Here is a 24,502-nt window from a genome sequence, read left to right as displayed (position 1 = left end):
CCCGAAAATCCAGAGCGCCCGGCCCGAATACGTAAAAATCAGGTGATTGCTGCCAAACAGCCCTGCAGCGCCGCCATATCGTCGCGGATCAGCAACAGCGGTGTATTTTCGGGGATGCGGCGCATATACGGCTCGGCCAGAAATGCAGCCTCCAGTTGTTCAGTGCGATGGGCGAAGCTGCGCGCGACCGAACCCGCCAGATACATACCGTCCAGCGGCATGAAACGCAGCGCCAGCTCGCGCAACAGCAGACCGAACAGTTCGGTGAACAGGCGATAGGTCTCCTCGGCCAGCGGATCGCCCTGCATCGCCGCAGTCGAGATGGTCTCGGCGCGTTCGACCTCGACGCCATGCAGCGCCCGGTGCATCTGCGCCAGCCCGCGTCCGGCGAAGGTTTCCTCGGTCGAGAAGAAAGCCCTCATCTGCGCCGCGCCGATGCGTTCGGCCAGCCGCTCGGCGATATTGGCGGGCAGGCTGGTGTGGCCTTCCTCGGCCTCGCGGCACAGCACGCCGCCGCCGGGCATCCGGTGGACGGGACAGACGTTGAAGCCGGTGCCCGCGCCCACGACCAGCGATTGCCCGTTCAGCGCCCGATGCACCGGCGCCGCACGCAGCTGCGACAGCCCCTCGGGCGCGATGCGGTCGGTGGCATAGCCGAGCGCGGTCAGGTCATTGATCAGCCGCACCTGATCGGCATCGGTCAGCCGGGCCAGCCGATCCTCGGAAAAATCCCAGTTCCGGTTGGTCAGTTCCGCCTTTCCGCCCGAAACCGGTCCGGCCACCGCCACACAGACAGCACTGAGCCGCGGATGGCCCTGCTCGGCCAGATAGGTCTGAACCACCTTGTCGAAGCTGTCATAGTCATCGCCGCGATAGCGGGTGACGCTGCTTTCGTCGATCACCCCGTTCCGCGCCAGCGCCAGCCGCGCATTGGTGCCACCCACATCGGCCAAAAGCATCGCCATCGTGTTCCCCTTCCTGATTTCCCTTGCGATACGTCAGCCCCGAACGCCGCGCAAGCAGTGCCAATTCATTGAATATTAGGGGGTGCGGTGCTATGGCCGCGCTATTACTGAAGGGTCCGCATATGAATGATTACGTTATCAAGGACATCTCCCTGGCCGAGTTCGGCCGCAAGGAGCTGGACATCGCCGAAACCGAGATGCCGGGCCTGATGGCGCTGCGGGCAGAATTCGGAGCCTCGAAGCCGCTGAACGGCGCGCGCATCGCCGGCAGCCTGCACATGACCGTGCAGACCGCAGTGCTGATCGAAACGCTGGTGGCGCTTGGCGCATCGGTCCGCTGGGCCTCGTGCAACATCTATTCCACCCAGGACCACGCTGCCGCCGCAATCGCGGCCTCGGGCGTGCCGGTTTTCGCCATCAAGGGGGAAACCCTGCCCGAATACTGGGCCTATACCGACCAGATCTTCCAGTTCCCCGAAGGCACGGCGAACATGATCCTGGACGATGGCGGCGACGCCACCATGTATGTTCTGCTAGGCGCGCGCGTCGAGGCAGGCGAAACCGCCCTGATCGAGACGCCGACCAGCGAGGAAGAAGAAGCGCTGTTCGCGCAGATCAAGACGCGGCTGGCCGCCTCGCCCGGCTGGTTCACCAAACAGCGCGAGGCCCTGCAGGGCGTCAGCGAGGAAACCACCACCGGCGTCCACCGCCTTTACGATCTGCACAAGAAGGGCCTGCTGCCCTTCCCGGCAATCAATGTGAACGATTCGGTCACCAAGTCGAAATTCGATAATAAATATGGCTGCAAGGAATCGCTGGTCGACGGCATCCGCCGTGCCACCGACGTGATGATGGCCGGCAAGGTCGCCATTGTCTGCGGCTACGGCGATGTCGGCAAGGGCTCGGCCGCCTCGCTGGCCGGCGCCGGGGCGCGGGTGAAGGTGACCGAGGTCGACCCGATCTGCGCCCTGCAGGCGGCCATGGACGGGTTCGAAGTGGTGACGCTGGACGATGTGGCCGCCACGGCCGACATTTTCGTGACCACCACCGGCAACAAGGACGTGATCCGGCTGGAGCATATGCGCCAGATGAAGGACATGGCCATCGTCGGCAATATCGGCCATTTCGACAACGAAATTCAGGTCGCGGCGCTGCGCAACCACAAATGGACCAACATCAAGGACCAGGTGGACATGATCGAAATGCCCTCGGGCAATCGTATCATCCTGCTGAGCCAGGGGCGCCTGCTGAACCTCGGCAACGCGACGGGGCATCCCTCCTTCGTGATGTCGGCCAGCTTCACCAATCAGGTGCTGGCCCAGATCGAACTGTTCACCAAGGGCGACGAATACGCCCCCGGCGTTTATATCCTGCCCAAACATCTGGATGAAAAGGTGGCGATGCTGCATCTCGACAAGGTCGGCGCCAAGCTGACCAAACTGTCGCAGGAACAGGCCGACTATATCGGCGTGCCGCAGGCTGGCCCCTTCAAATCCGACCATTATCGGTACTGAAAATATGAGCGAATACAATATCTTCACCTCGGAGTCCGTTTCCGAGGGCCATCCCGACAAGATCGCCGACCAGATCTCGGACGCGGTGCTGGACGCCATCATCGCCGAAGATCCGCGCGCCCGTGTCGCCTGCGAGACGATGGTGAAAACCGGTGTCGCCATCATCTCGGGCGAGATCACCACCAGCGCCTGGGTCGATCTTGAAGCGATCGTGCGCGGAGTCATCAACGATATCGGCTACAGCTCGTCCGATGTGGGCTTCGACGGCTCGACCTGCTCGGTCATCAACATCATCGGCAAGCAATCGCCCGAGATCAATCAGGGCGTCGACCGCGAAAGCCTGGAGGAACAGGGCGCAGGCGATCAGGGGCTGATGTTCGGCTATGCCTCGGATGAGACCGACGTGCTGATGCCGGCGCCGATCACCTATGCCCACCGGCTGGTGGAACGCCAAAGCCATGTCCGGCGCAGCGGCGTCCTGCCATGGCTGCGCCCGGACGCGAAATCGCAGGTGACCTTCCACTATGACGAGGCCGGGCACCCCAAGGCGGTGGACGCGGTGGTGCTGTCCACGCAGCACAGCCCCGATATCGCGCTGAACGACCTGCGCGAAGCGGTGATCGAGGAGATCATCAAGCCGGTGCTGCCCGCCGAATGGCTGTCGGACAAGACGAAGTTCTTCATCAACCCGACCGGAAAATTCGTCATAGGCGGCCCGGTCGGCGATTGCGGCCTGACCGGACGCAAGATCATCGTCGACAGCTATGGCGGGATGGCGCGCCACGGCGGGGGCGCCTTCTCGGGCAAGGACCCCTCCAAGGTCGACCGCTCGGCCGCCTATGCAGGGCGTTGGGTCGCGAAGAACATTGTGGCGGCAGGCCTGGCCAAGCGCTGTGAAATTCAGGTGAGCTATGCCATCGGCGTGGCGGAACCCACCTCGATCAGTCTGAATACTTTTGGCACCGAGACCGTCCCGGTGGAAAAGATCATCGCCGCCGTGCGCGAAGTCTTCGACCTGCGCCCCTATGCGATCATCCGCGAACTGGATCTGCTGCATCCGATCTATCGCAGCACCGCCAGCTATGGCCATTTCGGCAAGAACCCGGTGGACATCACCTATGCCGGAAAGACCCATCGCGGCTATACCTGGGAAGACACCGGCCGTGCCGAAGCGCTGAAAGCCGCGATCTGAGCGGTGAATCGCGCGGCATGAATCAAAAGGGGCGGCATCAAGCCGCCCCTTTTTCAATGCAGGGACAGGTCCTACTTCAATTCATCGATCGACGTGATGACCTTCCCGACCAGGCCATATTGCAGCGCTTCCTTGGTGTTCAGCCAGAAATCGCGCTCGGTATCCTTTTCGATCTGTTCGACGCTCTGCCCGGTCGCGTCGGCGAATATCTGGTTCAAACGCTCGCGCATGATGCGGACCTGCTCGGCCTGGATCATCATGTCGCTGGACGTACCACGGATCCCGCCCGAAGGTTGGTGCAGCAAAAAGCGTGTATTCGGCAGGCAATAGCGGTTTTCCTTGGCCGCGCCGACGAAGATCAGTGCCCCGGCCGAAGCCACCCAGCCCGAACCGACGCAGCGCACGGTGGGGCGGATGAACTTGATCATGTCGTGGATCATGTCGCCGGATTCGACGTGACCGCCCGGCGACGAGATCAGCATGTTGATCGGCGCATCGCTTTCTTCGGCCAATGCCAGAAGATGGGCAACGGTGCGCTGGGCCAGCTTGTCGTTGATCTCGCCCGCGACGATGACATTGCGTGACTTGAAATACAGCTTGCCGATATTGGCGCTGTCGGGAAGGCCGAGACCTTGCTCCTGCTGGCCTTCTTCTTCACGGTCGTCTTCTTCTTCGTCGTCCAGAACGAATTTCCGCATGGTATCCTCTTCCTTGGAAAATCGAAACCGGATCAGCTGATCCGGTTGGAGCTGACCCCGACCTTGGCCGGGCGCAACAGACGGTCATGAATCATGAAGCCCGGCTCCATCAACTGGATGATGTCGCCCGCGACGGTGTTGGGCAAGGGGGCCTCGAACATGGCTTCGTGCAGCTGGGGGTCGAATTTGCTGCCGACTTCGGGGCGCAGCACGGTGATGCCGTGCTTGCCGAAGACGTTTCCGAGTTCGCGCAGCGTCAGTTCCACGCCTTCCAGCAGGGCGGCGTTGGCGCCGCGCTGATCTTCGGGCACGGCGTCGATGGCGCGATGCAGATAGTCATAGACCGGCAGCAGGTCGCGGGCCAGGCGCGTGCCGCCATATTGTTCGGCGTCGCGACGCTCCTTGTCGGCGCGCTTGCGGGCATTTTCGGCATCCGCCAGCGCGCGCATGAAGCGGTCGCGCATCTCGTCACGCTCGGCGGTCAGGCGCTGGATTTCCTCGCCCGGATCGGCCAGAGGGTCCATGAAATCCTCGTCCAGAGGCAGGTCTTCGGGTGGCAGTCCGCCAGGGTTTTGATCGCTCATCGTCTTCATCCTTTCAGGCCGGACAGCGCACGCCCGACCAGCTGCGCGGTGTAATCGACGATCGGAACGATGCGCCCGTAATTGAGCCGCGTCGGTCCGATCACGCCCACCGCGCCAATGATCTTCCGGTCGGAGTTCATATAGGGAGAAACCACCAGAGAGGAACCCGAAAGTGAAAAAAGCTTGTTCTCGGAACCGATGAAAATGCGCACGCCGTCGCCGCCTTCGGTCAGGTCCAGAAACTGCGCAATGTCGCGCTTGCGTTCTAGGTCGTCGAACAGTTCGCGAATGCGGTCGAGATCCGCGGCTTCGGTCTCGATCAGATTGGCGCGGCCGCGCACGATCAGGCGGGCATCGCTGGCGCCGCTCTCCCAGCTGGCAAAGCCCTGCTCGATCAGATCGGCGGCAAGACTGTCCAGCTCCTGACGGCGCGTCGTGATGTCACGGGCCACCTGCGCGCGCAACTCGGACAGGGTTCGGCCCTCGGCCAGGGCGTTCAGGAAATTGCCGGCCTCACGCATCGAGGACGGGGTCTGGCCGGCGGGCGGGGTAAACAGGCGGTTTTCGACCTGACCGTCGGAAAAGACCAGCACCACCAGCGCCCGGTCGGGGGCGAGGCTGACAAATTCGATATGGCGAATCGGAGCTTCGTGCTTGGGCGTCAGCACCAGACTGGCACCGTGGGTCATCGAGGAGAGCGCGCCGCCAACCCGGTCCAGCAGCGCCCCGACATCAGGCGCACCGCTGCCGAGGGTCTGTTCGATCCGTTCACGGTCGGTAGGGGCGACGGGGTCGACCTCCATCAGCCCATCGACGAAGAGGCGCAGCCCGGATTGCGTAGGGCGCCGCCCGGCCGATACATGGGGCGCCTCCAGCAGCCCGAGCAGTTCCAGATCCTGCATCACATTGCGGATGGTGGCGGGGCTGACGCGTTCCGACATGCCCTGCGTCAGCGTGCGCGAGCCCACGGGTTCGCCCGTCTGCAGATAGATTTCCACCACCCGGCGAAACACTTCGCGCGAGCGGTCATTGAGTTCGTCGAGCAGGTGGCGGATGGTCATGCGGGCTTGCGTCCGTCCTTTGCTGGCCTGTAATGGGGCGCCGAACCAGGAAAGGATATCCAATGCGTCCCTCGGGCAGAAACTTAAGCGAAATGCGGCCGATTTCAATCGAGACTGGCGTCATGCGGCATGCCGAGGGGTCCTGCCTGATCAAGGTCGGAGGCACCCATGTGCTGTGCAGCGCCTCGATCGAGGAAAAGGCCCCCCCGTTTCTGCGCGGAACCGGTCAGGGCTGGGTAACAGCGGAATACGGCATGTTGCCGCGGGCGACGAACACCCGTAACCGGCGCGAAGCCGCATCCGGCAAGCAAGGCGGCCGCACGGTCGAAATTCAGCGGCTGATCGGCCGGGCCCTGCGCGCCGGTGTCGACAAGCGTGCCCTGGGCGAGCGGCAGATCGTCGTCGACTGCGATGTCATTCAGGCGGATGGGGGGACGCGTTGCGCCTCGATCACCGGCGGCTGGGTGGCACTGAGGCTGGCGGTGAACAAGCTGATCGAGGCCGGTCTGGTGACCTCGGACCCGCTGATCGACCATGTGGCGGCGGTGTCCTGCGGGATCTATGCCGGCCAACCGGTGGTCGATCTGGATTATGCCGAAGACAGCGAAGCCGGCACAGACGGCAATTTCGTGATGACGGGCGCCGGCCGGCTGATCGAGGTGCAGATGTCGGCCGAAGGCGCGACCTTCAGCCGTGAGCAGATGGGGACGCTGCTGGACCTGGCCGAGGCGGGCGTCGCGGAACTGGTGGCCGCGCAGAAGGCGGCCATCTGATGCGCCGCTTTGAGGGCAAGAAGCTGCTGGTCGCGACGCATAATGCCGGCAAGCTGACCGAGATGCGGGCGCTGCTGGCGCCCTACGGCGTCGAGGTGGTCGGCGCGGCCGAGCTTGGGCTGGCCGAGCCGGTCGAGACCGAGGACAATTTCGTCGGCAACGCCCGGATCAAGGCCCATGCCGCCGTGGCGGCGACCGGCCTGCCGGCGCTGTCGGATGACAGCGGCATAAGCGTCGATGCCCTGGGCGGCGCGCCAGGCGTCTATACCGCCGATTGGGCCGAAATCGGGAATGGCCGCGACTTCGGCATGGCGATGGCGCGCACCTGGCGCGAACTGGAAGCCGTTGCCGCCCCCTACCCCCGGAGGGCGCAGTTCCGCTGCACGCTGGTTCTGGCCTGGCCGGACGGGCATGACGAGGTTTTCGAGGGCGTCTTGCCCGGTCAGGTCGCCTGGCCGCCGCGCGGTCTTGAAGGTCACGGCTATGATCCCATCTTTGTGCCGGACGGACACGCGATCACGTTGGGTGAAATGAACGCCGAGGCGAAGAACAAGATCAGCCACCGGGCGATTGCGGTGGCGAAGATGCTGGAGGCGAGTTTTGCATAGGATCTCGACCGGATCGCCGTTCGAAGCGGTGATGGGCTATAGCCGGGCCGTCGTGAAGGGGCCGTGGTGCTTCATCTCGGGCGTGACCGGTTATGACTATGCGACCATGGCGATGCCTGAAGATGTGACCGAGCAGACGCAGAACTGCTTTGTCACGATCTCTCGCGTACTGGACGAGGCGGGTTTCGACCTCGCCGATATCGTGCGCGTGCAATATACCCTCACCGACGCCGCAATGGTGGATACCATTGCCCCCGTTCTGGGTGCGAATCTGGGCAATGTGCGGCCTGCGGCGACGATGGTGGTCGCGGGCCTGATCAAGCCCGAGATGAAAGTCGAAATCGAAGTTACAGCGCTGAAAGAATGATCGAAGACTGGCAAAATGGCGGCTTCGGGCTTTATGTCCACTGGCCATTTTGCGCGTCGAAATGTCCTTATTGCGACTTCAACAGCCATGTCGCGACCTCGATCGATCAGGCGCGCTGGGCCGAAGCCTATCGCGCCGAAATCGCCCGTTTGGGCGCGATGGTTCCGGGCCGGGTGTTGAACAGCATTTTCTTTGGCGGTGGCACCCCCTCATTGATGGCGCCCGAAACCGTGGCTGCCGTGCTGGAGGCCGCGCGGGGCGCCTGGACCTTCGCCAATGACATGGAAATTACCATGGAGGCCAATCCGGGAAGCGTCGATGCCGGCCGCTTTCGCGGCTATGCCGGGGCCGGGGTGAACCGACTGTCCATGGGCGTGCAGGCACTGAATGACGCGGACCTGCGCCGGCTGGGGCGGATGCATAGCGTGGCCGAAGCCCGCACGGCCTTCGACCTTGCGCGCAGCTGCTTTGAACGTGTCAGCTTCGATCTTATCTATGGCCGGCAGGATCAGGATCCGGGCGCCTGGCGCGCCGAGTTGAAGGAGGCATTGTCCATGGCCGTGGACCATCTGTCGCTTTATCAGCTGACCATTGAGGATGGCACGGTATTTGGCGCGCGGCATGCCGCCGGTCACCTGCGCGGCCTGCCGGAGGACGATGTGGCTGCAGATATGTATATGGAAACGCAGGATATTTTAGCATCCGCCGGAATGCCCGCCTATGAGGTATCGAATCATTCGGCACCCGGCAAGGAGTCGCGGCATAATCTGATCTATTGGCGTCAAGGGGACTGGGCGGGGTTGGGTCCGGGCGCGCATGGCCGGCTGTCGCTGCCTTCAGGCCGTGTGGCGACGGTCGCAGAGCGAACTCCGGGCCGGTGGTTGGCGTTGGTTGATCGCAACGGCAATGGAGATATCGAACATGAGCTGCAGACGGACGACGATCTTGCGTCGGAATATCTGCTGATGTCGATGCGGCTGACAGAAGGAATGGACCTTCGACGCTATCGTGCCAAGGGTGGCCGGCTGGATACACGACGCACGGCCAGGCTGGTTGAGGATGGCTTGCTGGACCTCAACGACGAGCGGGCGCGCGCAACCTCGGCCGGGCGTCCGCTGTTGAATTACGTCCTGCGTGAGATGGCCGGCTGATGCGCCTTGTCTATCTTGGGATCGGCTGGCTTGCCGTCGGTTGCGCCTTGATCGGCGCGTTTCTGCCGATCGTCCCGACCGTGCCCTTCCTGCTGGTGGCGCTTTGGGCATTCGGGCGATCGTCTGAGCGGCTGCGCCAGCGGCTTTTGGCAGATCCGGTTTTTGGTCCCGACATTCGCCGCTGGCAGGAACGCGGTGCGATACGGCGCGGAGCGAAGGTTCTGTCGGTTGTGGCGATGTCGGGAAGCGTGGCGATCTCGCTTGCCCTGGGGGTGCCTCCGCAGGCGGTCGCCGTGCAGGCGACCATCCTGGCGACCATCGCCCTGTTCATCCTGACCCGCCCTGAAACTTAAGCATTCCCGGCGAGGATCTGGCACAGACGGTCGAGCTGATCGAGATCCTTGTAGGTGATGACCAGCTGGCCGCCATCCGTGCCGGCGTGCTTGATCTGCACGCGCATTTTCAGCGTGGCTGTGAGATCGCCCTCCAACGCCCGCGTATCGGCATCCGCTTCGCGACTGTTGCGCGGTTTGGCGAGTTTGGTGGATTTTTCGCGCATCAGCGACTCGACCTCGCGCACCGAGAGGTCCTTGTCGATGATGCGACGCGCGATCGCGGTCGGGTTTTCAGCAGTCACCAGCGCGCGCGCATGTCCTGCGGACAGCTTCTCCTCGCGCACCCATTCCTGCACCTGGTCGGGGAGATTCAGAAGGCGCAGCAGATTGGCGATATGGCTGCGGCTTTTGCCTAGCGCCTCTGCCAGTTTTTCCTGCGTATGTCCGAACCGGGTCATCAGCTGCCGGTAGGAGGCCGCCTCGTCGATCGCATTCAGATCGGCGCGCTGAATGTTTTCGATAATGGCGACTTCCAGCATTTCGGCATCGCTGAAATCGCGGATTATCACCGGAAGTTCGTGGACCTGGGCGATCTGCGACGCGCGCCAGCGGCGCTCGCCGGCAACGATCTGGTAAATATTGGTATCCTGCGGATGCCGGCGCACGATCAGCGGCTGAATCACCCCACGCGTGCGAATGGAATCGGCGAGTTCCGACAATGCAGTCTGGTCGAAAACGCGACGCGGCTGATCGGGGTTCGGCGCGATCTGCTCGGTCGGAACCATCAGCGTCCCTTCGCGCTGCGCACCTTCGCGAGCCGGCGCGATTTCATCGGTCTGCAGATCGGCCATCAGCGCCGAAAGGCCGCGACCGAGGCTGCTGCGTTTGTTCTGGCTCATTGGCGCATATCCTTCTGTCGGGCGAGAAATTCATCGGTCAGGGCGGTATAGGCACGGCTGCCGGTGGAGCTGGGATCGTAGGAAATGACAGGAAGACCGTGTGAGGGCGCTTCGGAAATGCGGACATTGCGCGGAATGACGGTATCATAGACCAACTCGCCCAAGGTTGCACGCGCGTCAGCCTCGACCTGCTGGGACAGGTTGTTCCGGCCGTCATACATGGTCAGGACCACGCCGTCGAGGCGCAGATCGGGATTGGCCGCCTGGCGGACTTCCCGAACGGTCATCAGCAATTGGGAAAGCCCCTCCAGCGCGTAGAACTCGGCCTGCAGCGGCACCAGAACCGCATCTGCGGCCACCAGCGCATTGACCGTCAGCAGCCCCAAAGCCGGGGGGCAGTCAACGAGAATATAGTCATGCCCGTTGGAATGGCTAAGGACGGACTTGAGCAACTTGATACGTTCGGGCCGGTTGGCAAAGTCGATATCGCCAGAGCTGAGATCCGGCGTCGAAGGGACAAGCGACAGATTATCGACGCTGGTGGGCATGGTTGCCTCAGCCAGATCATGGCGCCCGGCAAGAAGATCGTAGGAGGTCGCGTTGCGACCCTTCACCGGGCAACCGACGCCCGTCGACGCATTTCCCTGCGGATCGAGATCGATGATCAGCGTCGGATGCCCCCTCCCCGCGAGGCAGGCGCCGAGATTGACAGCAGTCGTCGTTTTTCCAACGCCACCCTTCTGGTTGGCGATGGCAATGACCTTTGCGTTAGGCATTGAACTCGATCTTCCTCAGTTTCAGGACCACCGATTCCGGGTCGGTGACGCTTTGATATGTCTCGATGTCGAATGACCAGTCCGCTTTTGCGGCCTCGACCTCCTGCTGCCAGGATCGCCCCTTCAATAGCCACGCTTCCCCGTCACTGGCAAGCTGACGCGAAATCATCGGAAGAAGGTCGCGGAGGGGAGCAAGCGCGCGCGCGCTGACGAAATTGAATTCTCCGGATTCAAGCTGCTCAATTCTCTGGGCTTTTATCGTCACCTCGGGAAGGTTGAGTTCCCTCCGGACGGTGGAGAGGAAGGCGGATTTTCGCCGGTCACTCTCGACCAGCACGACGGGAAGCGGCAGGTCGCGACCCAAGATGGCAATAACGATTCCGGGCAGGCCACCACCACTGCCGAGGTCCAGCCATTTTCCGGATTTCGGTTGCGCAAATCGAAAGAGTTGCGCTGAATCTTCGATATGACGCTGATGGACTTCCGCCAAGGTTCCGGCCGCGACAAGGTTAATGGTAGGGTTCCACTTGTGGATCAGGTTCTCATAGCGCAGCAAAAGCGCCTCTGTTTCACGTGAAACATCCATTATACACGGCTCGCCCGTCGACTCGACGCGATGAGCAGAGACAGGGCTGCCGGCGTCATGCCTTCGATCCGTGCGGCGGCCGCGATGGTATCGGGACGGGTGGCGGCGAGTTTCCCCTGTAGCTCCTTGGACAGGCCGGAAAGCGCGGAATAGTCAAAATCGCGCGGCAGTCCCACCTGCTCGTCCCGCTTCAGCGCCAACGCCTCACGGCGCTGCCGATCTTCGTATTGCGCATAAGTCGCGTCGATCTTCGTCTGTTTGCGGGTCTCCGCGTCAAGCGTTGGAAATGTCGTATCGATCGCCATCAGCGTTTCGATATCAACATCTGCACCGGCGAGCAGTTCAAACGCTGATCTGCGGCGGCCGTCCCGACCGGTCGCGATTCCGGCTGCATCGAGCGCTTTCGGACCATAGCTGCGCGCTTCCAGATCGGCCCGTGCATGTCCGAGTTTGGCCATCTTGTCGCTGAAATGTTGCTTGCGCGCTTCACCGACGCAACCCAATTTCAGCGCCTTGGGCGTCAATCGCTGATCCGCATTGTCCGCGCGCAAGGACAGGCGGTATTCCGCGCGTGAGGTAAACATGCGGTAGGGTTCTGTCGCGCCACGGGTCGTCAGATCGTCAATCATGACGCCGATATAGGAATCGGTACGGGAAAAATGCGCCGGCTCATCACTCGACGCGTTCAGGCCGGCAGCCATACCTTGGGCGCCAGCCTCCTCATAGCCGGTCGTGCCGTTGATCTGGCCGGCGAGATACAAGCCCTCGACCTCGCGCAATTGCAGCCCGCGATCCAGCGCGCGCGGATCGACATAGTCATATTCGACCGCGTAGCCGGGCTGCAGGATCGTCGCCTGCTCCAGGCCGACAATGGATCGGATATAGGCCTCCTGGACATCCGCCGGCAGCGACGTCGAAATTCCATTCGGATAAACGACATCGGTGGTCAGCCCTTCCGGTTCCAGGAATATCTGGTGCGAATCCTTATCGGCGAAGCGATGAATCTTATCTTCGATCGACGGGCAATAGCGCGGTCCCACCCCTTCAATCCGGCCGCCATACATGGCTGAGCGGGACAGATTCTTCCGGATGATCTCATGCGTTTCGGCATTTGTGTGCGTGACGCCACAACTGATCTGACGCAACGTTGGCGATGTCGACATGAACGACAAAAGCTCGGGCTCATCGTCTCCCGGCTGCGCGGCCAAGATATCCCAGCGAATCGTGCGCCCATCCAGACGTGGCGGGGTGCCAGTCTTCAACCGGCCAAAGGGCAGGCCAAGATCACGAATAACCGCGCCCAGTCGCGACGATGCCCCGTCGCCCCAACGGCCGGCCGGGCGGCTTTCCTCGCCGATATGGATCAAACCATTCAGGAACGTCCCCGTTGTCAAAATAACCCGACTGGCGAAAATACGGGTCTCGCCCACCATGATCCCCTCAACACGCGTCCCGGCGATCAGAAGGTCCGTTACCTCGCCCAGAATAAGTTCGATGCCAGGTATGGCGGCCACGGCCCGATTGGCGGCCGCTCGGTACGCTTCTCGATCCGCCTGCGTGCGCGGGCCTTGGACTGCCGGCCCCTTGCGGCGATTCAACAGCCGGAACTGGATCCCGGCAGCATCGGCCAGCTGCCCCATCAGGCCATCCATGGCGTCGATCTCTCGCACCAGATGCCCTTTCCCCAATCCGCCAATTGCCGGATTGCAGGACATCGTGCCAAGATCGCGCTGCGACATCGTCACCAAAGCAACCCGCTTTCCCATCCGCGCCGCCGCAGCAGCAGCTTCGGTGCCGGCATGCCCCGCGCCGATGACGATCACATCAAAATGTTTCACGTGAAACGTTCCCTATTTGCCGACACAGAAGGTGCTGAAGACCCGATCAAGATAGTCATCAACGTCAATCTTGCCAACCAGCCGCTGCAAGTGATGCAAGGCCTCGCGCAGCGCTTCCGCCATCAGTTCAGGGGACATGTCCGCCGCAACGTCCAAAGCATCCGCCGCCGCCTGCATCGCCTCTGCTTGTCGTGCATGACTTGCGACCCCGGATCTTGCCATCCGCCCACGCAGGAAGTCAAATACCCGATCCAGCAGCGCGTCGACACCGTCCCCGGTAAGGCTTGAAATCGCCCCCGGCGCACCAGTCAGATCGCCCTTGCTCTCGATAAGCAGATCACCCTGGCGCACCAGGTCGGCCGCCTCATCCGGGATCGGTCCCAGGAAAATCCGCAAATCCGCTGCGCCAGCACGGTCGCGCGCACGGTCAATGCCAATCCCTTCAACCAGATCTTCTGTCGGACGGATGCCGGCCGTATCCAGAAAGATGACCGGCAGCCCATGCAGTTCGGCCCGAAACTCAACCACATCGCGAGTTGTACCCGCCTGCTCGGTGACAATCGCGATATCCTTGCGTGCAATCGCGTTCATCAAGGACGATTTTCCGGCATTCGGTGCCCCAACCAGCGCCACCTCGAATCCATGCCGCAACCTCTCCCGCGCCGGAAATCCGGCCAACTCGGCCGAAATCGACGCCCGCACCTCCGTAATGCCCTTCCAGACGTCGGCGGCGACCTCCTCCGGAATCTCCTCATCTGCAAAGTCGATGGAGGCGGTAATCATCGCCCCGGCCTCGATCAGCCCCTCGCGCCAGCCCTCCGCCAGCCGACCAAGCGCGCCTGTGCTCGCCTCCACGGCAAGCTTCCGCTGCGCTTCCGTTTCAGCTGCCAGAAGGTCCGACAAGCCCTCGACCTCGGCCAGATCCATTTGGCCTGAGGCGAAGGACCGCAGTGTGAACTCGCCCGCTTCGGCGCGTCGCACGCCACGAGCCCGAAGCGCAGCTTCCAACCGCTTCACCACCACAGGCGCGCCGTGCAAGTGAAACTCACAGCTGTCTTCGCCGGTAAAGCTCGCCCCCGCGTCGAACCGCACCACCAGGGCGCGATCGATCAGGTCATCGCCATCGCGAATCGAGCGGTAATAGCAATAACGCGGCTCAGCCAGTGGGCCGGCGAGATCCTCGGCCACCTGCCGCGACGCCGGCCCGCTCAGCCGGACAATTGACACGCCGCCCCGACCGGGCGGCGTCGCTTCTGCAAAGATCGTGGCCATGCGACATTACGCGTTCATCGACTCGAAGAACTCGGCATTGTTCTTCGTCTGCTTCAGTTTCGAGATCAGGAACTCGATCGCATCGGTAGTCCCCATCGGGTTCAGGATGCGGCGCAGCAGATAGGTCTTCTGCAGGTCCTTCGCATCCACCAGCAGCTCCTCCTTTCGGGTCCCGGACTTGAGGATATCCATTGCCGGGAACACCCGCTTGTCCGCGACCTTCCGGTCCAGCACGATCTCGCTGTTGCCGGTACCCTTGAACTCCTCGAAGATCACCTCATCCATCCGCGAGCCGGTATCGATCAGCGCCGTCGCGATGATGGTCAGCGAACCGCCCTCCTCGATATTCCGGGCGGCACCGAAGAAGCGCTTCGGCCGCTGCAACGCATTGGCATCCACACCACCCGTCAGAACCTTGCCCGAACTGGGCACAACCGTGTTGAATGCCCTACCAAGTCTGGTGATCGAATCCAGCAGGATCACAACATCTCGCTTATGCTCGACCAGACGCTTCGCCTTTTCGATGACCATTTCGGCCACGGCGACGTGCCGGCTCGCCGGCTCGTCGAAGGTCGAGGACACCACCTCACCGTGAACCGAACGCTGCATATCGGTCACTTCTTCGGGCCGTTCGTCGATCAGCAGCACGATCAGGTAGCACTCGGGATGGTTCTTCTCGATCGAATGGGCGATGTTCTGCAGCAGCACCGTCTTACCCGTGCGCGGGGGCGCCACGATCAGCGAGCGTTGCCCCTTCCCGATCGGCGCCACCAGATCGATGATCCGGGCCGAACGATCCTTCAGCGTCGGATCCTCGATTTCCATCTTCAGCCGCTCATTGGGATAGAGCGGCGTCAGGTTGTCAAAGGCCACCTTATGGCGGGCCCGCTCGGGATCCTCGAAATTGATCTTCTCGACCTTGGTCAGCGCGAAATAGCGCTCATTCTCACCCGGCGCGCGGATCACACCTTCGACGGTGTCGCCGGTCCGCAGGCTGTGCTGCCGGATCATCTCGGGGCTGACATAGATATCATCAGGCCCCGGCAGATAGTTGGCCGCCGTCGACCGCAGAAAGCCGAAGCCGTCCTGGACGACCTCCAGCACCCCATCGCCGCCGATATCATAGCCGTCCTCGGCATGCTCCTTCAGGATCGAGAACATCATCTCGCCCTTGCGCATGGTCGAGGCGTTCTCGATCTCCCATTCTTCTGCCATTGCCAGCAGATCTTTGGGACTTTTCGCCTTCAGGTCGGCCAGATTCAAACGCTCTTCGCTCATTGCATCACCAATTCACGCCTGCGAGGCAGGCATATCACGATTGTCATGGAAAATATCCGCACCGGACGGCCGGATCGTTACCCGCCCCATAGCGGGACAGCCGATTCGAGTCAACTTCCCAAGGGAATCGACAGAATCTCAGAATTTCACGATCACCGAAATCACGATGATCACCATCAGCAGCGTCGGCAGCTCGTTCATCATCCGATAGCTGCGCCCGCTCAGGCCCCGGCCCGCTGCCAGCGCGCGGCGCTGACCGGCAAGCCACATATGGAACCACGTCATCGCCAGCACCGCAGCCCCTTTGGTCCAGGGCCAGATCATCGACCAGTCGACGATCCCCGGTGTCAGCACCAGCGCAATACCGCAGATCCACGATACGATCATCGCCGGGTTCATGATCATCCGCAGCAGCTTCTCTTCCATCATGCGGAACGATGCAGCCGGCTCACCGTCATTATCGCCGCGTTCCGCATGATAGACGAACAGTCGGGGCAGATAGAACAACCCCGCCATCCAGGACAGCACGGCCATCACATGAAGGGACTTGGTCCAAGGATACAGGCTGGCCAGAAAATCGAACATGACCATTCTTTAAATCTTAATAGGAAAGATAGAAAGATGATGATGTTTGTAGGGCCTGTGGATAGCGGCATATCGGAAAAATCCGACTTTTATCCACAGATCCGGCCCTCCCCGGAAGCCATATAACCATTTAAGATCAATATTATAAAGGAAGACCGGAAATCCATCCACAAGATGTGCACAGATCGCGGAAACTCGTTCCCCTGTGGATGAAAGGCCGCCGTTCTGCTTCCGTTTCGGGCGCCTGTCCCCACGCCAAATCGTCCCGGATTCCGTCCCTGCGCTTATCCACAGTTTCGCCCCTTGCCGAAGCGTCAGGCAGCCGCTTTTGACTTCCCACGGCCTCGCCCTGCAGCTATCCAAGAGGCATGACCGTGGATAGTTCTCCCCCACCCGAGCCGCAGGTCGCGCATGCACCCCTGGCAGGTGTGATTGGCTGGCCGATCGCGCATTCGCGCTCGCCGGCGCTGCACGGCCATTGGCTGCGGCGCTATGGGCTTCCGGGGTATTACATTCCGATCCCGGTGCGCCCGGAAAACCTCGCCGAGGTGTTGCACAGCCTGCCCCGCATGGGTTTCGTCGGCGTCAATGTCACCATTCCGCATAAAGAGGCGGTGTTGGAGATCGCCGATATCGTCACCGACCGCGCGGCGCTGATCGGCGCAGCGAACACCCTGATCTTCCGTGAAGACGGCAAGATCCACGCCGACAATACCGATGGTTACGGCTTCATCGCCAACCTGACCCAGAACGCGCCGGACTGGCTTCCCGATCAGGGTGCGGCGGCGGTGATCGGCGCGGGCGGCGCGGCGCGTGCGGTGGTCGCCTCGCTTCTGGAGAGCGGGGTGGCGGAATTGCGCATCACCAATCGCACCAAGCTGCGGGCCGAGCAGATCAGGAATGAATTCGGCGCCAAGGTCGTGGTCTATGACTGGGCGCAGGCCGGCAATATGCTGGAAGGGGCCACCACCGTCGTCAATGCGACGTCGATGGGAATGGTGGGCAAACAGGCGCTGCGGGTGCCACTGGATGCGCTCAGCCCCGGCACGCTGGTCACCGATCTCGTCTATACCCCCCTGATGACCCCCTTCCTGCTCGAAGCGCAGTCGCGCGGCTGCCGTGTCGTTGACGGGCTCGGGATGCTTCTGCATCAGGCCGCCCCCGGCTTTGAACGCTGGTTCGGTCGCCGGCCCGAGGTCGACGCGGAACTGCGGCAGGCGGTGCTGTGACCTTCCGCCTGGGCCTCACCGGGTCGATCGGCATGGGAAAATCGACGACGGGGCGGATGTTCACCGACCTTGGACATCCGCTTTGGGATGCCGATGCGGCCGTTCACCGTCTTTATGCGCCGGGTGGCGCTGCAGTGGGCGCTGTCAGCGCCGCTTTTCCCGGCGCGCTCAAGGATCAGGCCATCGACCGTATGGCGCTGAAGGCGGCACTCGCCGCCGATCCGGGGGCGTTACGGCGACTGGAAGCTGTCGTGCATCCGCTGGTCGCCGAAGATCGCCGTCAATTCATTGAAAATGCCAGAAAAAACGGCGCGAAAATCGTCGTTCTGGATATTCCGCTGCTGTTTGAAACCGGCGGTCAGGCTCAGATGGACGGGGTCGCCGTGGTCTCGACCGATGCCGAAACCCAGCGCCAGCGGGTCATGGGCCGACCGGGCATGACGGCCGAGACCTTTGCGATGATCCTGTCGCGCCAGATGCCGGATGCCGAAAAGCGCGCCCTCGCCGATTGGGTGATTCCCACCGACACGCTGGCTGGTGCACGCGCGGCCGTCAGCGCTATATGTGCCGAAATTCTGGAACGACAAGATGCGTGAGATCGTCCTCGACACCGAAACCACCGGCTTCGACCCCGCGCAGGGCGATCGCATCGTCGAAATCGGCGCGGTGGAGCTGTTCAACCACCTGCCCACCGGCCGCACCTTCCACAAATACCTGAACCCCCAGCGCGAGGTCCCCGCCGAAGCCGTCGCCATCCATGGCCTGACAGACGAATTCCTGCGCGACAAGCCGCTTTTCGCCGATGTGGCGGCCGAATTCATCGCCTTTGTCGGCGATGACGCCCGGCTCGTCATTCACAATGCCGCCTTCGACATGAAATTTCTGAATGCCGAGCTGAAGATGATCGGCAAGACCCAGCTTCCCTGGTCGCGGGCACTCGATACGCTGGCGCTCGCGCGCGACAAGTTTCCCGGCGCCCAGAACTCGCTGGATGCGCTGTGCCGGCGCTTCGGCATCGACAATTCCTCGCGGACGCTGCACGGCGCACTTCTGGACAGCGAAATCCTCGCCGAGGTCTATCTGGAACTGATCGGCGGGCGGCAGCCCGATCTGGTGCTGGCCGCGCCCGAACCGCAGCGCAACACCGATCCAGATGCCGTCCAGCAGCCGCGCGGGCAGGCCCGTCCGCGCCCGGCCCCGCTGCCGCCCCGCCTGACCGAAGCCGAGCGCAGCGCCCATGCCGAACTGATCGCGCGCATGGGCGAGAAGGCGATCTGGCTCCGCTATAGCGGCAAAGGTTGATCTTGTCCGGCCCTGCGGCGATGCTTCGGTTGAAAAACGGACAGGCAAAATGATCGACGCAATCCGCAATATCTGGGGCTTCATCACTTCGATGGGCGAGCGAATGGACAAGATCCATATGGGTCTGATCGCCGCCGGCGTGGCTTTCTACGCCATGTTCGCGGTGTTTCCGGGACTGGCCGCCATCATCGCGCTTTGGGGGTTGTGGTATGACCCGACCGTCATCCAGGGCTATGTCCATGTGGCCGAGGAATTCATGCCGCCCGAGGCCATGGCCATCCTCAGCGCACAGGTCAACGCGCTGATTTCGGGCGGCCGAACGCAGCTGGGCTGGGCCTCGCTGGTCTCGTTCATGGTTGCGACGGTGGCCGCGCGGGCGGGGGTGGATGCGCTGGTGCGCGGCCTGAACGCCGCTTACGGCGTCCGCGCCCATTCGACGGTGGTCGGTTTCCTGCTGGCTTACGGGCTGACGCTGGCCATTGTCGGCGTGGTGTTCCTGGGACTGGCCACCATCGTGATCGTGCCGCTGATGCTCAGCTTTCTGGCCAATTCGCCGCTGCGTGCCTGGCTGGTGACGGCGCTGCCATGGGGCGGGATGATCCTGATCGTGATGATCGCGATCGGCATTCTGTATCGCTATGGGCCTAATGTGCGCCGCCCGCGCACGCCCATCTTCACCTGGGGCTCGTTGATCGCCGCCCTTGCCTGGGCGCTGGCATCGCTGGCCTTCTCGGCCTATCTCGGCAGTTTCAACAGCTATAACCGTATCTACGGCTCTATCGGGGCGGTGGTGGCGCTGCTGATGTGGTTCTATCTCGGCGCCTTCTCGGTGATGCTGGGCGCCGTGTTCAATGTCGAACTGGCCCGCCGTCGCCGCATCCGCGCCGCGCGCATGGCCCGCGCCGCGGTTCCACCCGAGGCATAGGACGCCTACAGCGGGCCGGTCTGATACAGGCGCACTTTCAGGCCGCCATGGGCGACGATGGGACCGGGTTCACGAAACGGCAGTCCCGTCGCGCGGGCCAGCGACGGCTCGGATGTGACGATCCCGACACGCCAGCCCTTGAAGCGGCTGCGCAGAACCTCGCCCATATTGGCATGAAGACCATAAAGCGGTCCCTTGTTGCCGATCCGGGCACCGTAGGGCGGGTTGATCATCACCAGCCCCGGCGGTCCGTCGGGGGGCACCGCGTCGGCAATCGCGCCCTGCGCAAATTCGCACCAGTCCGCCACGCCCGCCCGCAGCGCATTGGCGCTGCTCATCCGCACGGCGCCGCTGTCCCGATCCGCACCAAAGAAGCGGAAGCGCGGCACATGCACCGGCATATCCGCTTTCATTCTGGCCCAAATATCCGGCTTGAAGCTGGCGAAGTCCTCGAAGGCAAAGTGCCGGCTGCGCCCCGGATAGAGCCCGGCCGCGATCTCGGCCGCTTCGATCACGAAGGTGCCCGAGCCGCACATCGGGTCAAACACCGGCTCGGCACCGCGATAGCCGCATTCCTGCAGGAACCCCGCCGCCATGGTCTCACGCATGGGGGCCTTGGCCACCGCCTCCTTGTGGCCGCGCTTGTGCAGGCTCTCGCCCGAGGAATCGATGCTTATCACCGCAAGGTCATCCTCGATCCGCAGTTTCACCACAATGGCGGCGTCATCGGCCAGCGGCGCGCCCAGAACATCGGTGATCGCCCGCTCGATCCGCTGGGCGGCGGCGCCGGCGTGATAGATCCGCGACTTGCGGCAGCTCGCTTCGACCCGAACCGGCTGATCCGGCTTGAGGATTTGATTCCATTCGACCTTATGGGCGCGCTTATCCAGCTGCGCCAGGTGCATGGCCCGAAACTCGGCGACCCGGACCAAGATGCGCGTGGCGCAGCGCAACACCAGATTGGCGCGCCAGACCTCGGTCCAGTCGCCACGGGTTTCGACCCCGCCCGGAACGATCACCGGGTCGGCAAAGCCGGCGGCACGCGCCTCTGCCAGCAGGGGCTGTTCCAGCCCCGGCGTTGCGACAAGAAAGATCGCCAGATCGGTCAGTTCGCTGCCAGCCCCTCGGTCGAGGCGAAGAACATCGCCTGGCTGACCGCCGAGCTGACCTGATCCTCGGTATAGGGTTTCGAAATCAGGAAAGCCGGTTCCGGCCGGTCGCCCGTCAGCAGCCGTTCGGGGAAGGCGGTGATGAAGATCACCGGAACCTCACCCATCGAACCCAGCAACTCATTGACCGCTTCCACGCCCGACGATCCGTCCGCCAGCTGGATATCCGCCAGAATCAGGTCGGGTCGGTCGCTGCCGGCCAGTTCGATGGCGGCGGAATGCGTGCGGGCGATGCCGGTCACCTCATGGCCAAGCGCCTGAACGATGCCCTTGAGGTCCATGGCGATGATGGTCTCATCCTCGATGATCATCACCTTGCCGCGAATGGCGCGGCCCATTTCGTCCATGGCGATGCGCACAAGATCGGCGGCCTCGGCCTGACTGATCTGCATGATTTCGGCGATCTGGTCGTGACGCAGACCCTCGATCGAGTTGAGCAGCAGCGCCTCGCGCGAGTTCGGGGTCAGCCGGGACAGGTGGGCCTGGGCGCGGGCGGCACGGGCGCCGCCATCGGCTTCGGCCACGGGCTGGCCGCTGGATTGCCAGATGGCATGGAATGCGCGGAACAGCCCGACGCGGGGATCCAGTCCGTCCATCAGGTTGCGATCGGTCAGGATCGCTTCCAATGTGGCTGCGGCATAGTTGTCGCCAGCGCTCTGGCTGCCGGTCAGCGCGCGCGCATAGCGCCGCAGGAAGGGCAGTTCTCGCCCGATGGACTTGGCAAGGTCGGCAGAAGACATGTAAACCTCAATCGTCGCGGCCCCCGATGGAACCTGAACATGGTCTATCGGTTGAAGCCTGGGCGCACAAGATTGTCGGGATTAACAAAAACATGACGAGCAAGCGGGAAGAGCGCAAGAAGGTCGCGTTGGACAAGCAGATCGACGAGAACCTGAAGCGTGTCTACGAACAGGCTGCCGAGGAAAAGGTCCCGGACCGCTTCCTTGCCCTTCTGGAAAAGCTCCGCGAGCAGGAGTGAGCGATGCCCAAAACCGTGAACGCTGCGCAGGGTGCGAAATCCGGCGACTCTCCGCGTGACGAGCTGGTCGACCACCTGCCCGCGCTGCGCGCCTTTGCCCTGTCGCTGACCCGCGAGGGCGCTTCGGCCGACGATCTGGTGCAGGACACCATCGTCAAGGCCTGGACCAATATGGACAAGTTTCAGCCCGGCACCAATCTGCGCGCCTGGCTGTTCACCATCCTGCGGAACACCTTCTACTCCGCCCGCCGCAAGACCAAGCGCGAGGTTTCGGACGCCGATGGCATCCACGCCGCGCGGCTGGCCACCCGGCCCGAACATGACGGCCGGCTGGCGCTGAACGATTTCCGCGCCGCCTTCGAGAAGCTGCCCGACGAACAGCGCGAGGCGCTGATTCTGGTCGGTGCGTCCGGCTTTTCCTACGAGGAAGCAGCCGCGATGACCGGGGTTGCCGTTGGCACCGTCAAATCGCGCGCCAATCGCGGGCGTCGCCGTCTGGCCGAGCTGTTGCATCTGGAAGACGGCGAGGAACTGGAGATGACCGACCGCGCGACGCTGGCGGCGATGGCGGCCAATGCCCGGTCATGCGCTGAGGTCCGATGCTGGGAAAACTGACCGAGGCGCTTCAGTTCAGCAAGGGCCTCGGTTTTCGACTGGCGGCGCTTCTGTCGGTGGCGATCCTACCCATCGGCCTGATGTCGCTGATCCAGACCATGTATCTGTCGGGTGAGGCTGAACGCTCGGCCGAGACGGCGATTGTCGGGCGCACCGGCGCCGCCGCAGCCGGCGAGCGCGCGCTGCTGCAGGGCGCGCTGGGCACGGCCGATGCGCTCGGCCCGGCGATCCTGCGCGAGATCGATAACCCCAAGGTCTGCTCCGACATGCTGAGAAGCTTCGTCGAGCGTGGCGCAACCTATGTTTACGCCAGTTTCGTTCAGCTGAACGGCAAGAGCACATGCAATTCCGGCGGCGTCGAACGCGATATGCGCGGCTTCGCCACCTATGAACATTTCATCGCCAATCCGACCACGATGGTGGTGCCGATGCGGCAAGGCTCCATCGGCGGCAAGCCGGTGGTCGTGGTGGCGCAGCCGCTGTATCGCGACCGCGAGTTGCTGGGCTATGTCGGGGTCTGGCTGTCGCAGGAGCTGCTGCAATCCACCCACAGCTCGATCTACGGGACTCGGGGTGCGCGCACGATCACCTTCAACGCCGAGGGCGACATCCTGTCGGCGGATGAGGAGGTCATCAGCGAGATCGGTGGCGCCCTGCCGCGCAACGAAACGCTGAGCAGCTTGATTTCGCGCGCGGAATCGACCTTTACCGATGTGACCGCCGCGGGCGAACAGCGGGTCTTCGCGGTGGTTTCGGTGGTGCCGGGGCTGGTCTATGCGCTGGGCAGCTACAGCACGCAGGAGGCCGGCGTTCAGGGTTACCGGGTGACCAAGCTGACCGCCGTGCTGTTTGCCATCGCGCTCTGGGCGGTGTCGCTGGGCGTGGCCTATTACGCCGTTTACCGCCTGGTGTTGCGACATGTGCGCGAGTTGCGCAGCCAGATGCGCCGGTTTGCCGTCGGCGACCGCGCCGCGCCGCCGCGCATCATGGAAGACGCCCCGACCGAGATCGCCGACGTGTCGCGCACCTTTCACAACATGGTCCGCATCCTCAACCGCGACGAGGCGGCGCTGGAAGCCGCCATCGACGAAAAGACCGTGCTGCTGAAGGAGGTCCATCACCGGGTGAAGAACAACCTCCAGCTCATCGCCTCGATCATTTCGATGCAGGGTCGCGTGATCGAGGATGACGATGCCAAGCGTGTGCTGCGCTCGGTGCAGGATCGTGTGGCGTCGCTGGCTTCGATCTACAAGAATTTGTATCAGGCCGAGCATCTGGAATCCGTCGACGCCGACCGGCTGATCTCCGAGATCATCAACCAGATGACCCGCGCCTCCAGCAGCCCCGATCGGCAGCTGCATGTCGAGACCGAACTGACGCCGCTGATTCTCCAGCCCGATCAGGCGGTTCCGTTGACGCTGCTGACCAACGAGGCCTTCACCAATGCGCTGAAATATGCCGGCGTGCCCCCCGGTCACAGGCAGGCATGGGTGCGCGTGCGCCTGACCCGAGAGGGCGACGACCACGCGCGGCTCGAAGTCACCAATTCCATCGGCGCCCAGGAACAGACGATGGACGGCACCGGCCTCGGCAGCCAGCTGATCGAGGCATTCGCCATGCAGCTGGACGGCGAGGCGCAGATCATTACCAGCGATACCGAATACACCTTGTCGCTGGTCTTCCGAATCGAGGAAATCACCCCGCTACCGGTCGAGGATCGAACCTTCGTCGTGCTGACCTCGGCAGCGCGGGACGGCGCGCGACACTAGCGCGGCCTTCCCATCGCCGCCCGCTGGCTGTA

The 24,502-nt window shown here is 63.0% G+C and carries 27 protein-coding genes; 14 read left to right on the top strand and 13 right to left on the bottom strand.

Translation table 11 applies throughout. The features are described 5' to 3' along the window. Positions 1 to 38: 38 nt before the first annotated feature. Positions 39 to 965, bottom strand: a complete 927-nt coding sequence (locus H1S04_RS09575) for a glucokinase (RefSeq protein WP_181745254.1) — start codon at positions 963 to 965, stop codon at positions 39 to 41. Positions 966 to 1,087: 122 nt separating this feature from the next. Between H1S04_RS09575 and ahcY the strand changes: the two genes are divergently transcribed. Further along, the gene (ahcY, locus tag H1S04_RS09570; protein WP_181745253.1) at positions 1,088 to 2,479 is read left to right on the top strand and encodes an adenosylhomocysteinase; all 1,392 of its coding nucleotides are present in this window, start codon (positions 1,088 to 1,090) and stop codon (positions 2,477 to 2,479) included. Positions 2,480 to 2,483: 4 nt separating this feature from the next. Then, on the top strand, positions 2,484 to 3,671 hold the full coding sequence (gene metK, locus H1S04_RS09565; protein ID WP_181745252.1) for a methionine adenosyltransferase: 1,188 nt from the start codon (positions 2,484 to 2,486) through the stop codon (positions 3,669 to 3,671). Between the two features lie 71 nt (positions 3,672 to 3,742). Here metK and H1S04_RS09560 read toward each other — a convergent pair whose 3' ends face one another. From H1S04_RS09560 to hrcA, 3 genes are all read right to left on the bottom strand, one after another. Then, on the bottom strand, positions 3,743 to 4,369 hold the full coding sequence (locus H1S04_RS09560) for an ATP-dependent Clp protease proteolytic subunit (protein ID WP_181745251.1): 627 nt from the start codon (positions 4,367 to 4,369) through the stop codon (positions 3,743 to 3,745). Positions 4,370 to 4,401: 32 nt separating this feature from the next. Continuing rightward, on the bottom strand, positions 4,402 to 4,893 hold the full coding sequence (locus H1S04_RS09555) for a nucleotide exchange factor GrpE (protein ID WP_255435554.1): 492 nt from the start codon (positions 4,891 to 4,893) through the stop codon (positions 4,402 to 4,404). Positions 4,894 to 4,958: 65 nt separating this feature from the next. Further along, positions 4,959 to 6,014 (bottom strand): heat-inducible transcriptional repressor HrcA, encoded by a 1,056-nt coding sequence (gene hrcA, locus H1S04_RS09550; RefSeq protein WP_181745249.1) that lies wholly within the window; start codon positions 6,012 to 6,014, stop codon positions 4,959 to 4,961. Positions 6,015 to 6,076: 62 nt separating this feature from the next. On the opposite strand from hrcA, the gene rph reads away from it, so the two are divergent. Genes rph through H1S04_RS09525 form a run of 5 tightly spaced genes read left to right on the top strand, consistent with a single transcriptional unit; the run spans position 6,077 to position 9,266 of the window. After that, positions 6,077 to 6,787, top strand: coding sequence for a ribonuclease PH (gene rph / locus H1S04_RS09545; RefSeq protein WP_181745248.1), 711 nt, complete (start codon positions 6,077 to 6,079; stop codon positions 6,785 to 6,787). After that, positions 6,784 to 7,395, top strand: coding sequence for an RdgB/HAM1 family non-canonical purine NTP pyrophosphatase (rdgB, locus tag H1S04_RS09540; protein ID WP_181745467.1), 612 nt, complete (start codon positions 6,784 to 6,786; stop codon positions 7,393 to 7,395). Before rph ends, rdgB begins: the two co-directional genes overlap by 4 nt. Continuing rightward, entirely contained in the window at positions 7,388 to 7,762 is a 375-nt protein-coding gene (locus H1S04_RS09535; RefSeq protein ID WP_181745247.1) for a RidA family protein, read from the top strand. Before rdgB ends, H1S04_RS09535 begins: the two co-directional genes overlap by 8 nt. Then, positions 7,762 to 8,913 (top strand): radical SAM family heme chaperone HemW, encoded by a 1,152-nt coding sequence (gene hemW / locus H1S04_RS09530; RefSeq protein WP_181745466.1) that lies wholly within the window; start codon positions 7,762 to 7,764, stop codon positions 8,911 to 8,913. Before H1S04_RS09535 ends, hemW begins: the two co-directional genes overlap by 1 nt. Beyond that, a complete protein-coding gene (locus tag H1S04_RS09525; RefSeq protein WP_181745246.1) occupies positions 8,913 to 9,266 on the top strand; it encodes a YbaN family protein in 354 nt (117 codons plus the stop codon). The genes hemW and H1S04_RS09525 overlap by 1 nt, the downstream gene beginning before the upstream one ends. Here H1S04_RS09525 and H1S04_RS09520 read toward each other — a convergent pair. From H1S04_RS09520 to H1S04_RS09490, 7 genes are all read right to left on the bottom strand, one after another. Beyond that, complete coding sequence (locus H1S04_RS09520) at positions 9,263 to 10,147, bottom strand: ParB/RepB/Spo0J family partition protein (protein WP_181745245.1); 885 nt, start codon at positions 10,145 to 10,147, stop codon at positions 9,263 to 9,265. The two genes, H1S04_RS09525 and H1S04_RS09520, sit on opposite strands and share 4 nt — an antisense overlap. After that, positions 10,144 to 10,923, bottom strand: a complete 780-nt coding sequence (locus tag H1S04_RS09515) for a ParA family protein (protein WP_181745244.1) — start codon at positions 10,921 to 10,923, stop codon at positions 10,144 to 10,146. Before H1S04_RS09515 ends, H1S04_RS09520 begins: the two co-directional genes overlap by 4 nt. Next, a complete protein-coding gene (gene rsmG / locus H1S04_RS09510; RefSeq protein WP_181745243.1) occupies positions 10,916 to 11,509 on the bottom strand; it encodes a 16S rRNA (guanine(527)-N(7))-methyltransferase RsmG in 594 nt (197 codons plus the stop codon). The genes H1S04_RS09515 and rsmG overlap by 8 nt, the downstream gene beginning before the upstream one ends. Continuing rightward, the gene (gene mnmG / locus H1S04_RS09505; protein WP_181745242.1) at positions 11,509 to 13,347 is read right to left on the bottom strand and encodes a tRNA uridine-5-carboxymethylaminomethyl(34) synthesis enzyme MnmG; all 1,839 of its coding nucleotides are present in this window, start codon (positions 13,345 to 13,347) and stop codon (positions 11,509 to 11,511) included. The genes rsmG and mnmG overlap by 1 nt, the downstream gene beginning before the upstream one ends. A gap of 12 nt (positions 13,348 to 13,359) precedes the next feature. Further along, on the bottom strand, positions 13,360 to 14,619 hold the full coding sequence (mnmE, locus tag H1S04_RS09500) for a tRNA uridine-5-carboxymethylaminomethyl(34) synthesis GTPase MnmE (RefSeq protein ID WP_181745241.1): 1,260 nt from the start codon (positions 14,617 to 14,619) through the stop codon (positions 13,360 to 13,362). Positions 14,620 to 14,625: 6 nt separating this feature from the next. Then, entirely contained in the window at positions 14,626 to 15,897 is a 1,272-nt protein-coding gene (gene rho / locus H1S04_RS09495) for a transcription termination factor Rho (protein ID WP_181745240.1), read from the bottom strand. A gap of 138 nt (positions 15,898 to 16,035) precedes the next feature. Beyond that, positions 16,036 to 16,482: a CopD family protein gene (locus tag H1S04_RS09490; protein WP_181745239.1), complete on the bottom strand. Its 447-nt coding sequence runs from the start codon at positions 16,480 to 16,482 to the stop codon at positions 16,036 to 16,038. Between the two features lie 368 nt (positions 16,483 to 16,850). On the opposite strand from H1S04_RS09490, the gene H1S04_RS09485 reads away from it, so the two are divergent. From H1S04_RS09485 to H1S04_RS09470, 4 genes are read left to right on the top strand one after another with little or no spacing between them, the layout of a single operon-like run. Beyond that, positions 16,851 to 17,711 carry a shikimate dehydrogenase gene (locus H1S04_RS09485; RefSeq protein WP_181745238.1) on the top strand — a complete coding sequence of 287 codons (861 nt, stop codon included), beginning with the start codon at positions 16,851 to 16,853 and terminating at the stop codon, positions 17,709 to 17,711. After that, on the top strand, positions 17,708 to 18,307 hold the full coding sequence (gene coaE / locus H1S04_RS09480) for a dephospho-CoA kinase (RefSeq protein WP_181745237.1): 600 nt from the start codon (positions 17,708 to 17,710) through the stop codon (positions 18,305 to 18,307). Before H1S04_RS09485 ends, coaE begins: the two co-directional genes overlap by 4 nt. Then, positions 18,300 to 19,013, top strand: coding sequence for a DNA polymerase III subunit epsilon (dnaQ, locus tag H1S04_RS09475; RefSeq protein ID WP_181745236.1), 714 nt, complete (start codon positions 18,300 to 18,302; stop codon positions 19,011 to 19,013). Before coaE ends, dnaQ begins: the two co-directional genes overlap by 8 nt. A gap of 49 nt (positions 19,014 to 19,062) precedes the next feature. Next, positions 19,063 to 19,938 (top strand): YihY/virulence factor BrkB family protein, encoded by an 876-nt coding sequence (locus tag H1S04_RS09470; protein ID WP_181745235.1) that lies wholly within the window; start codon positions 19,063 to 19,065, stop codon positions 19,936 to 19,938. A 5-nt stretch (positions 19,939 to 19,943) separates the two neighbouring features. Here the strand turns inward: H1S04_RS09470 and H1S04_RS09465 are convergent, their stop codons facing one another. Then, positions 19,944 to 21,047: a class I SAM-dependent RNA methyltransferase gene (locus H1S04_RS09465; protein WP_181745465.1), complete on the bottom strand. Its 1,104-nt coding sequence runs from the start codon at positions 21,045 to 21,047 to the stop codon at positions 19,944 to 19,946. Next, the gene (locus tag H1S04_RS09460; protein WP_181745234.1) at positions 21,044 to 21,847 is read right to left on the bottom strand and encodes a response regulator; all 804 of its coding nucleotides are present in this window, start codon (positions 21,845 to 21,847) and stop codon (positions 21,044 to 21,046) included. The genes H1S04_RS09465 and H1S04_RS09460 overlap by 4 nt, the downstream gene beginning before the upstream one ends. A 92-nt stretch (positions 21,848 to 21,939) precedes the next feature. On the opposite strand from H1S04_RS09460, the gene H1S04_RS09455 reads away from it, so the two are divergent. The 3 genes from H1S04_RS09455 to H1S04_RS09445 are packed head-to-tail and all read left to right on the top strand — an operon-like array spanning position 21,940 to position 24,470. Continuing rightward, positions 21,940 to 22,086 (top strand): NepR family anti-sigma factor, encoded by a 147-nt coding sequence (locus tag H1S04_RS09455; protein ID WP_181745233.1) that lies wholly within the window; start codon positions 21,940 to 21,942, stop codon positions 22,084 to 22,086. A 3-nt stretch (positions 22,087 to 22,089) separates the two neighbouring features. Continuing rightward, positions 22,090 to 22,701, top strand: coding sequence for an RNA polymerase sigma factor (locus H1S04_RS09450; protein WP_181745232.1), 612 nt, complete (start codon positions 22,090 to 22,092; stop codon positions 22,699 to 22,701). Then, entirely contained in the window at positions 22,686 to 24,470 is a 1,785-nt protein-coding gene (locus H1S04_RS09445; RefSeq protein WP_181745231.1) for a histidine kinase dimerization/phosphoacceptor domain -containing protein, read from the top strand. The genes H1S04_RS09450 and H1S04_RS09445 overlap by 16 nt, the downstream gene beginning before the upstream one ends. Positions 24,471 to 24,502 lie beyond the last annotated feature (32 nt).

Origin of the sequence: Paracoccus sp. S1E-3 (assembly GCF_013868135.1) — a bacterium.
Classification (GTDB): domain Bacteria; phylum Pseudomonadota; class Alphaproteobacteria; order Rhodobacterales; family Rhodobacteraceae; genus Paracoccus.
Note: the sequence above shows the minus strand (reverse complement) of the source record. Positions and strands in the feature narration are given on the sequence as shown.

Bases quoted from the DNA above. Each gene is read 5' to 3' on its own strand.
- ahcY (WP_181745253.1), top strand. From the start codon at position 1,088: ATGAATGATTACGTTATCAAGGACATCTCCCTGGCCGAGTTCGGCCGC.
- H1S04_RS09560 (WP_181745251.1), bottom strand. From the start codon at position 4,369: ATGCGGAAATTCGTTCTGGACGACGAAGAAGAAGACGACCGTGAAGAA.
- H1S04_RS09460 (WP_181745234.1), bottom strand. From the start codon at position 21,847: ATGTCTTCTGCCGACCTTGCCAAGTCCATCGGGCGAGAACTGCCCTTC.
- hrcA (WP_181745249.1), bottom strand. From the start codon at position 6,014: ATGACCATCCGCCACCTGCTCGACGAACTCAATGACCGCTCGCGCGAA.
- H1S04_RS09485 (WP_181745238.1), top strand. From the start codon at position 16,851: ATGACCGTGGATAGTTCTCCCCCACCCGAGCCGCAGGTCGCGCATGCA.
- H1S04_RS09470 (WP_181745235.1), top strand. From the start codon at position 19,063: ATGATCGACGCAATCCGCAATATCTGGGGCTTCATCACTTCGATGGGC.
- H1S04_RS09455 (WP_181745233.1), top strand. From the start codon at position 21,940: ATGACGAGCAAGCGGGAAGAGCGCAAGAAGGTCGCGTTGGACAAGCAG.
- mnmE (WP_181745241.1), bottom strand. From the start codon at position 14,619: ATGGCCACGATCTTTGCAGAAGCGACGCCGCCCGGTCGGGGCGGCGTG.
- dnaQ (WP_181745236.1), top strand. From the start codon at position 18,300: ATGCGTGAGATCGTCCTCGACACCGAAACCACCGGCTTCGACCCCGCG.
- H1S04_RS09575 (WP_181745254.1), bottom strand. From the start codon at position 965: ATGGCGATGCTTTTGGCCGATGTGGGTGGCACCAATGCGCGGCTGGCG.
- rsmG (WP_181745243.1), bottom strand. From the start codon at position 11,509: ATGGATGTTTCACGTGAAACAGAGGCGCTTTTGCTGCGCTATGAGAAC.
- rho (WP_181745240.1), bottom strand. From the start codon at position 15,897: ATGAGCGAAGAGCGTTTGAATCTGGCCGACCTGAAGGCGAAAAGTCCC.
- H1S04_RS09490 (WP_181745239.1), bottom strand. From the start codon at position 16,482: ATGTTCGATTTTCTGGCCAGCCTGTATCCTTGGACCAAGTCCCTTCAT.
- H1S04_RS09515 (WP_181745244.1), bottom strand. From the start codon at position 10,923: ATGCCTAACGCAAAGGTCATTGCCATCGCCAACCAGAAGGGTGGCGTT.
- H1S04_RS09450 (WP_181745232.1), top strand. From the start codon at position 22,090: ATGCCCAAAACCGTGAACGCTGCGCAGGGTGCGAAATCCGGCGACTCT.
- metK (WP_181745252.1), top strand. From the start codon at position 2,484: ATGAGCGAATACAATATCTTCACCTCGGAGTCCGTTTCCGAGGGCCAT.
- rph (WP_181745248.1), top strand. From the start codon at position 6,077: ATGCGTCCCTCGGGCAGAAACTTAAGCGAAATGCGGCCGATTTCAATC.
- H1S04_RS09555 (WP_255435554.1), bottom strand. From the start codon at position 4,893: ATGGACCCTCTGGCCGATCCGGGCGAGGAAATCCAGCGCCTGACCGCC.
- H1S04_RS09520 (WP_181745245.1), bottom strand. From the start codon at position 10,147: ATGAGCCAGAACAAACGCAGCAGCCTCGGTCGCGGCCTTTCGGCGCTG.
- H1S04_RS09525 (WP_181745246.1), top strand. From the start codon at position 8,913: ATGCGCCTTGTCTATCTTGGGATCGGCTGGCTTGCCGTCGGTTGCGCC.
- H1S04_RS09445 (WP_181745231.1), top strand. From the start codon at position 22,686: ATGCTGGGAAAACTGACCGAGGCGCTTCAGTTCAGCAAGGGCCTCGGT.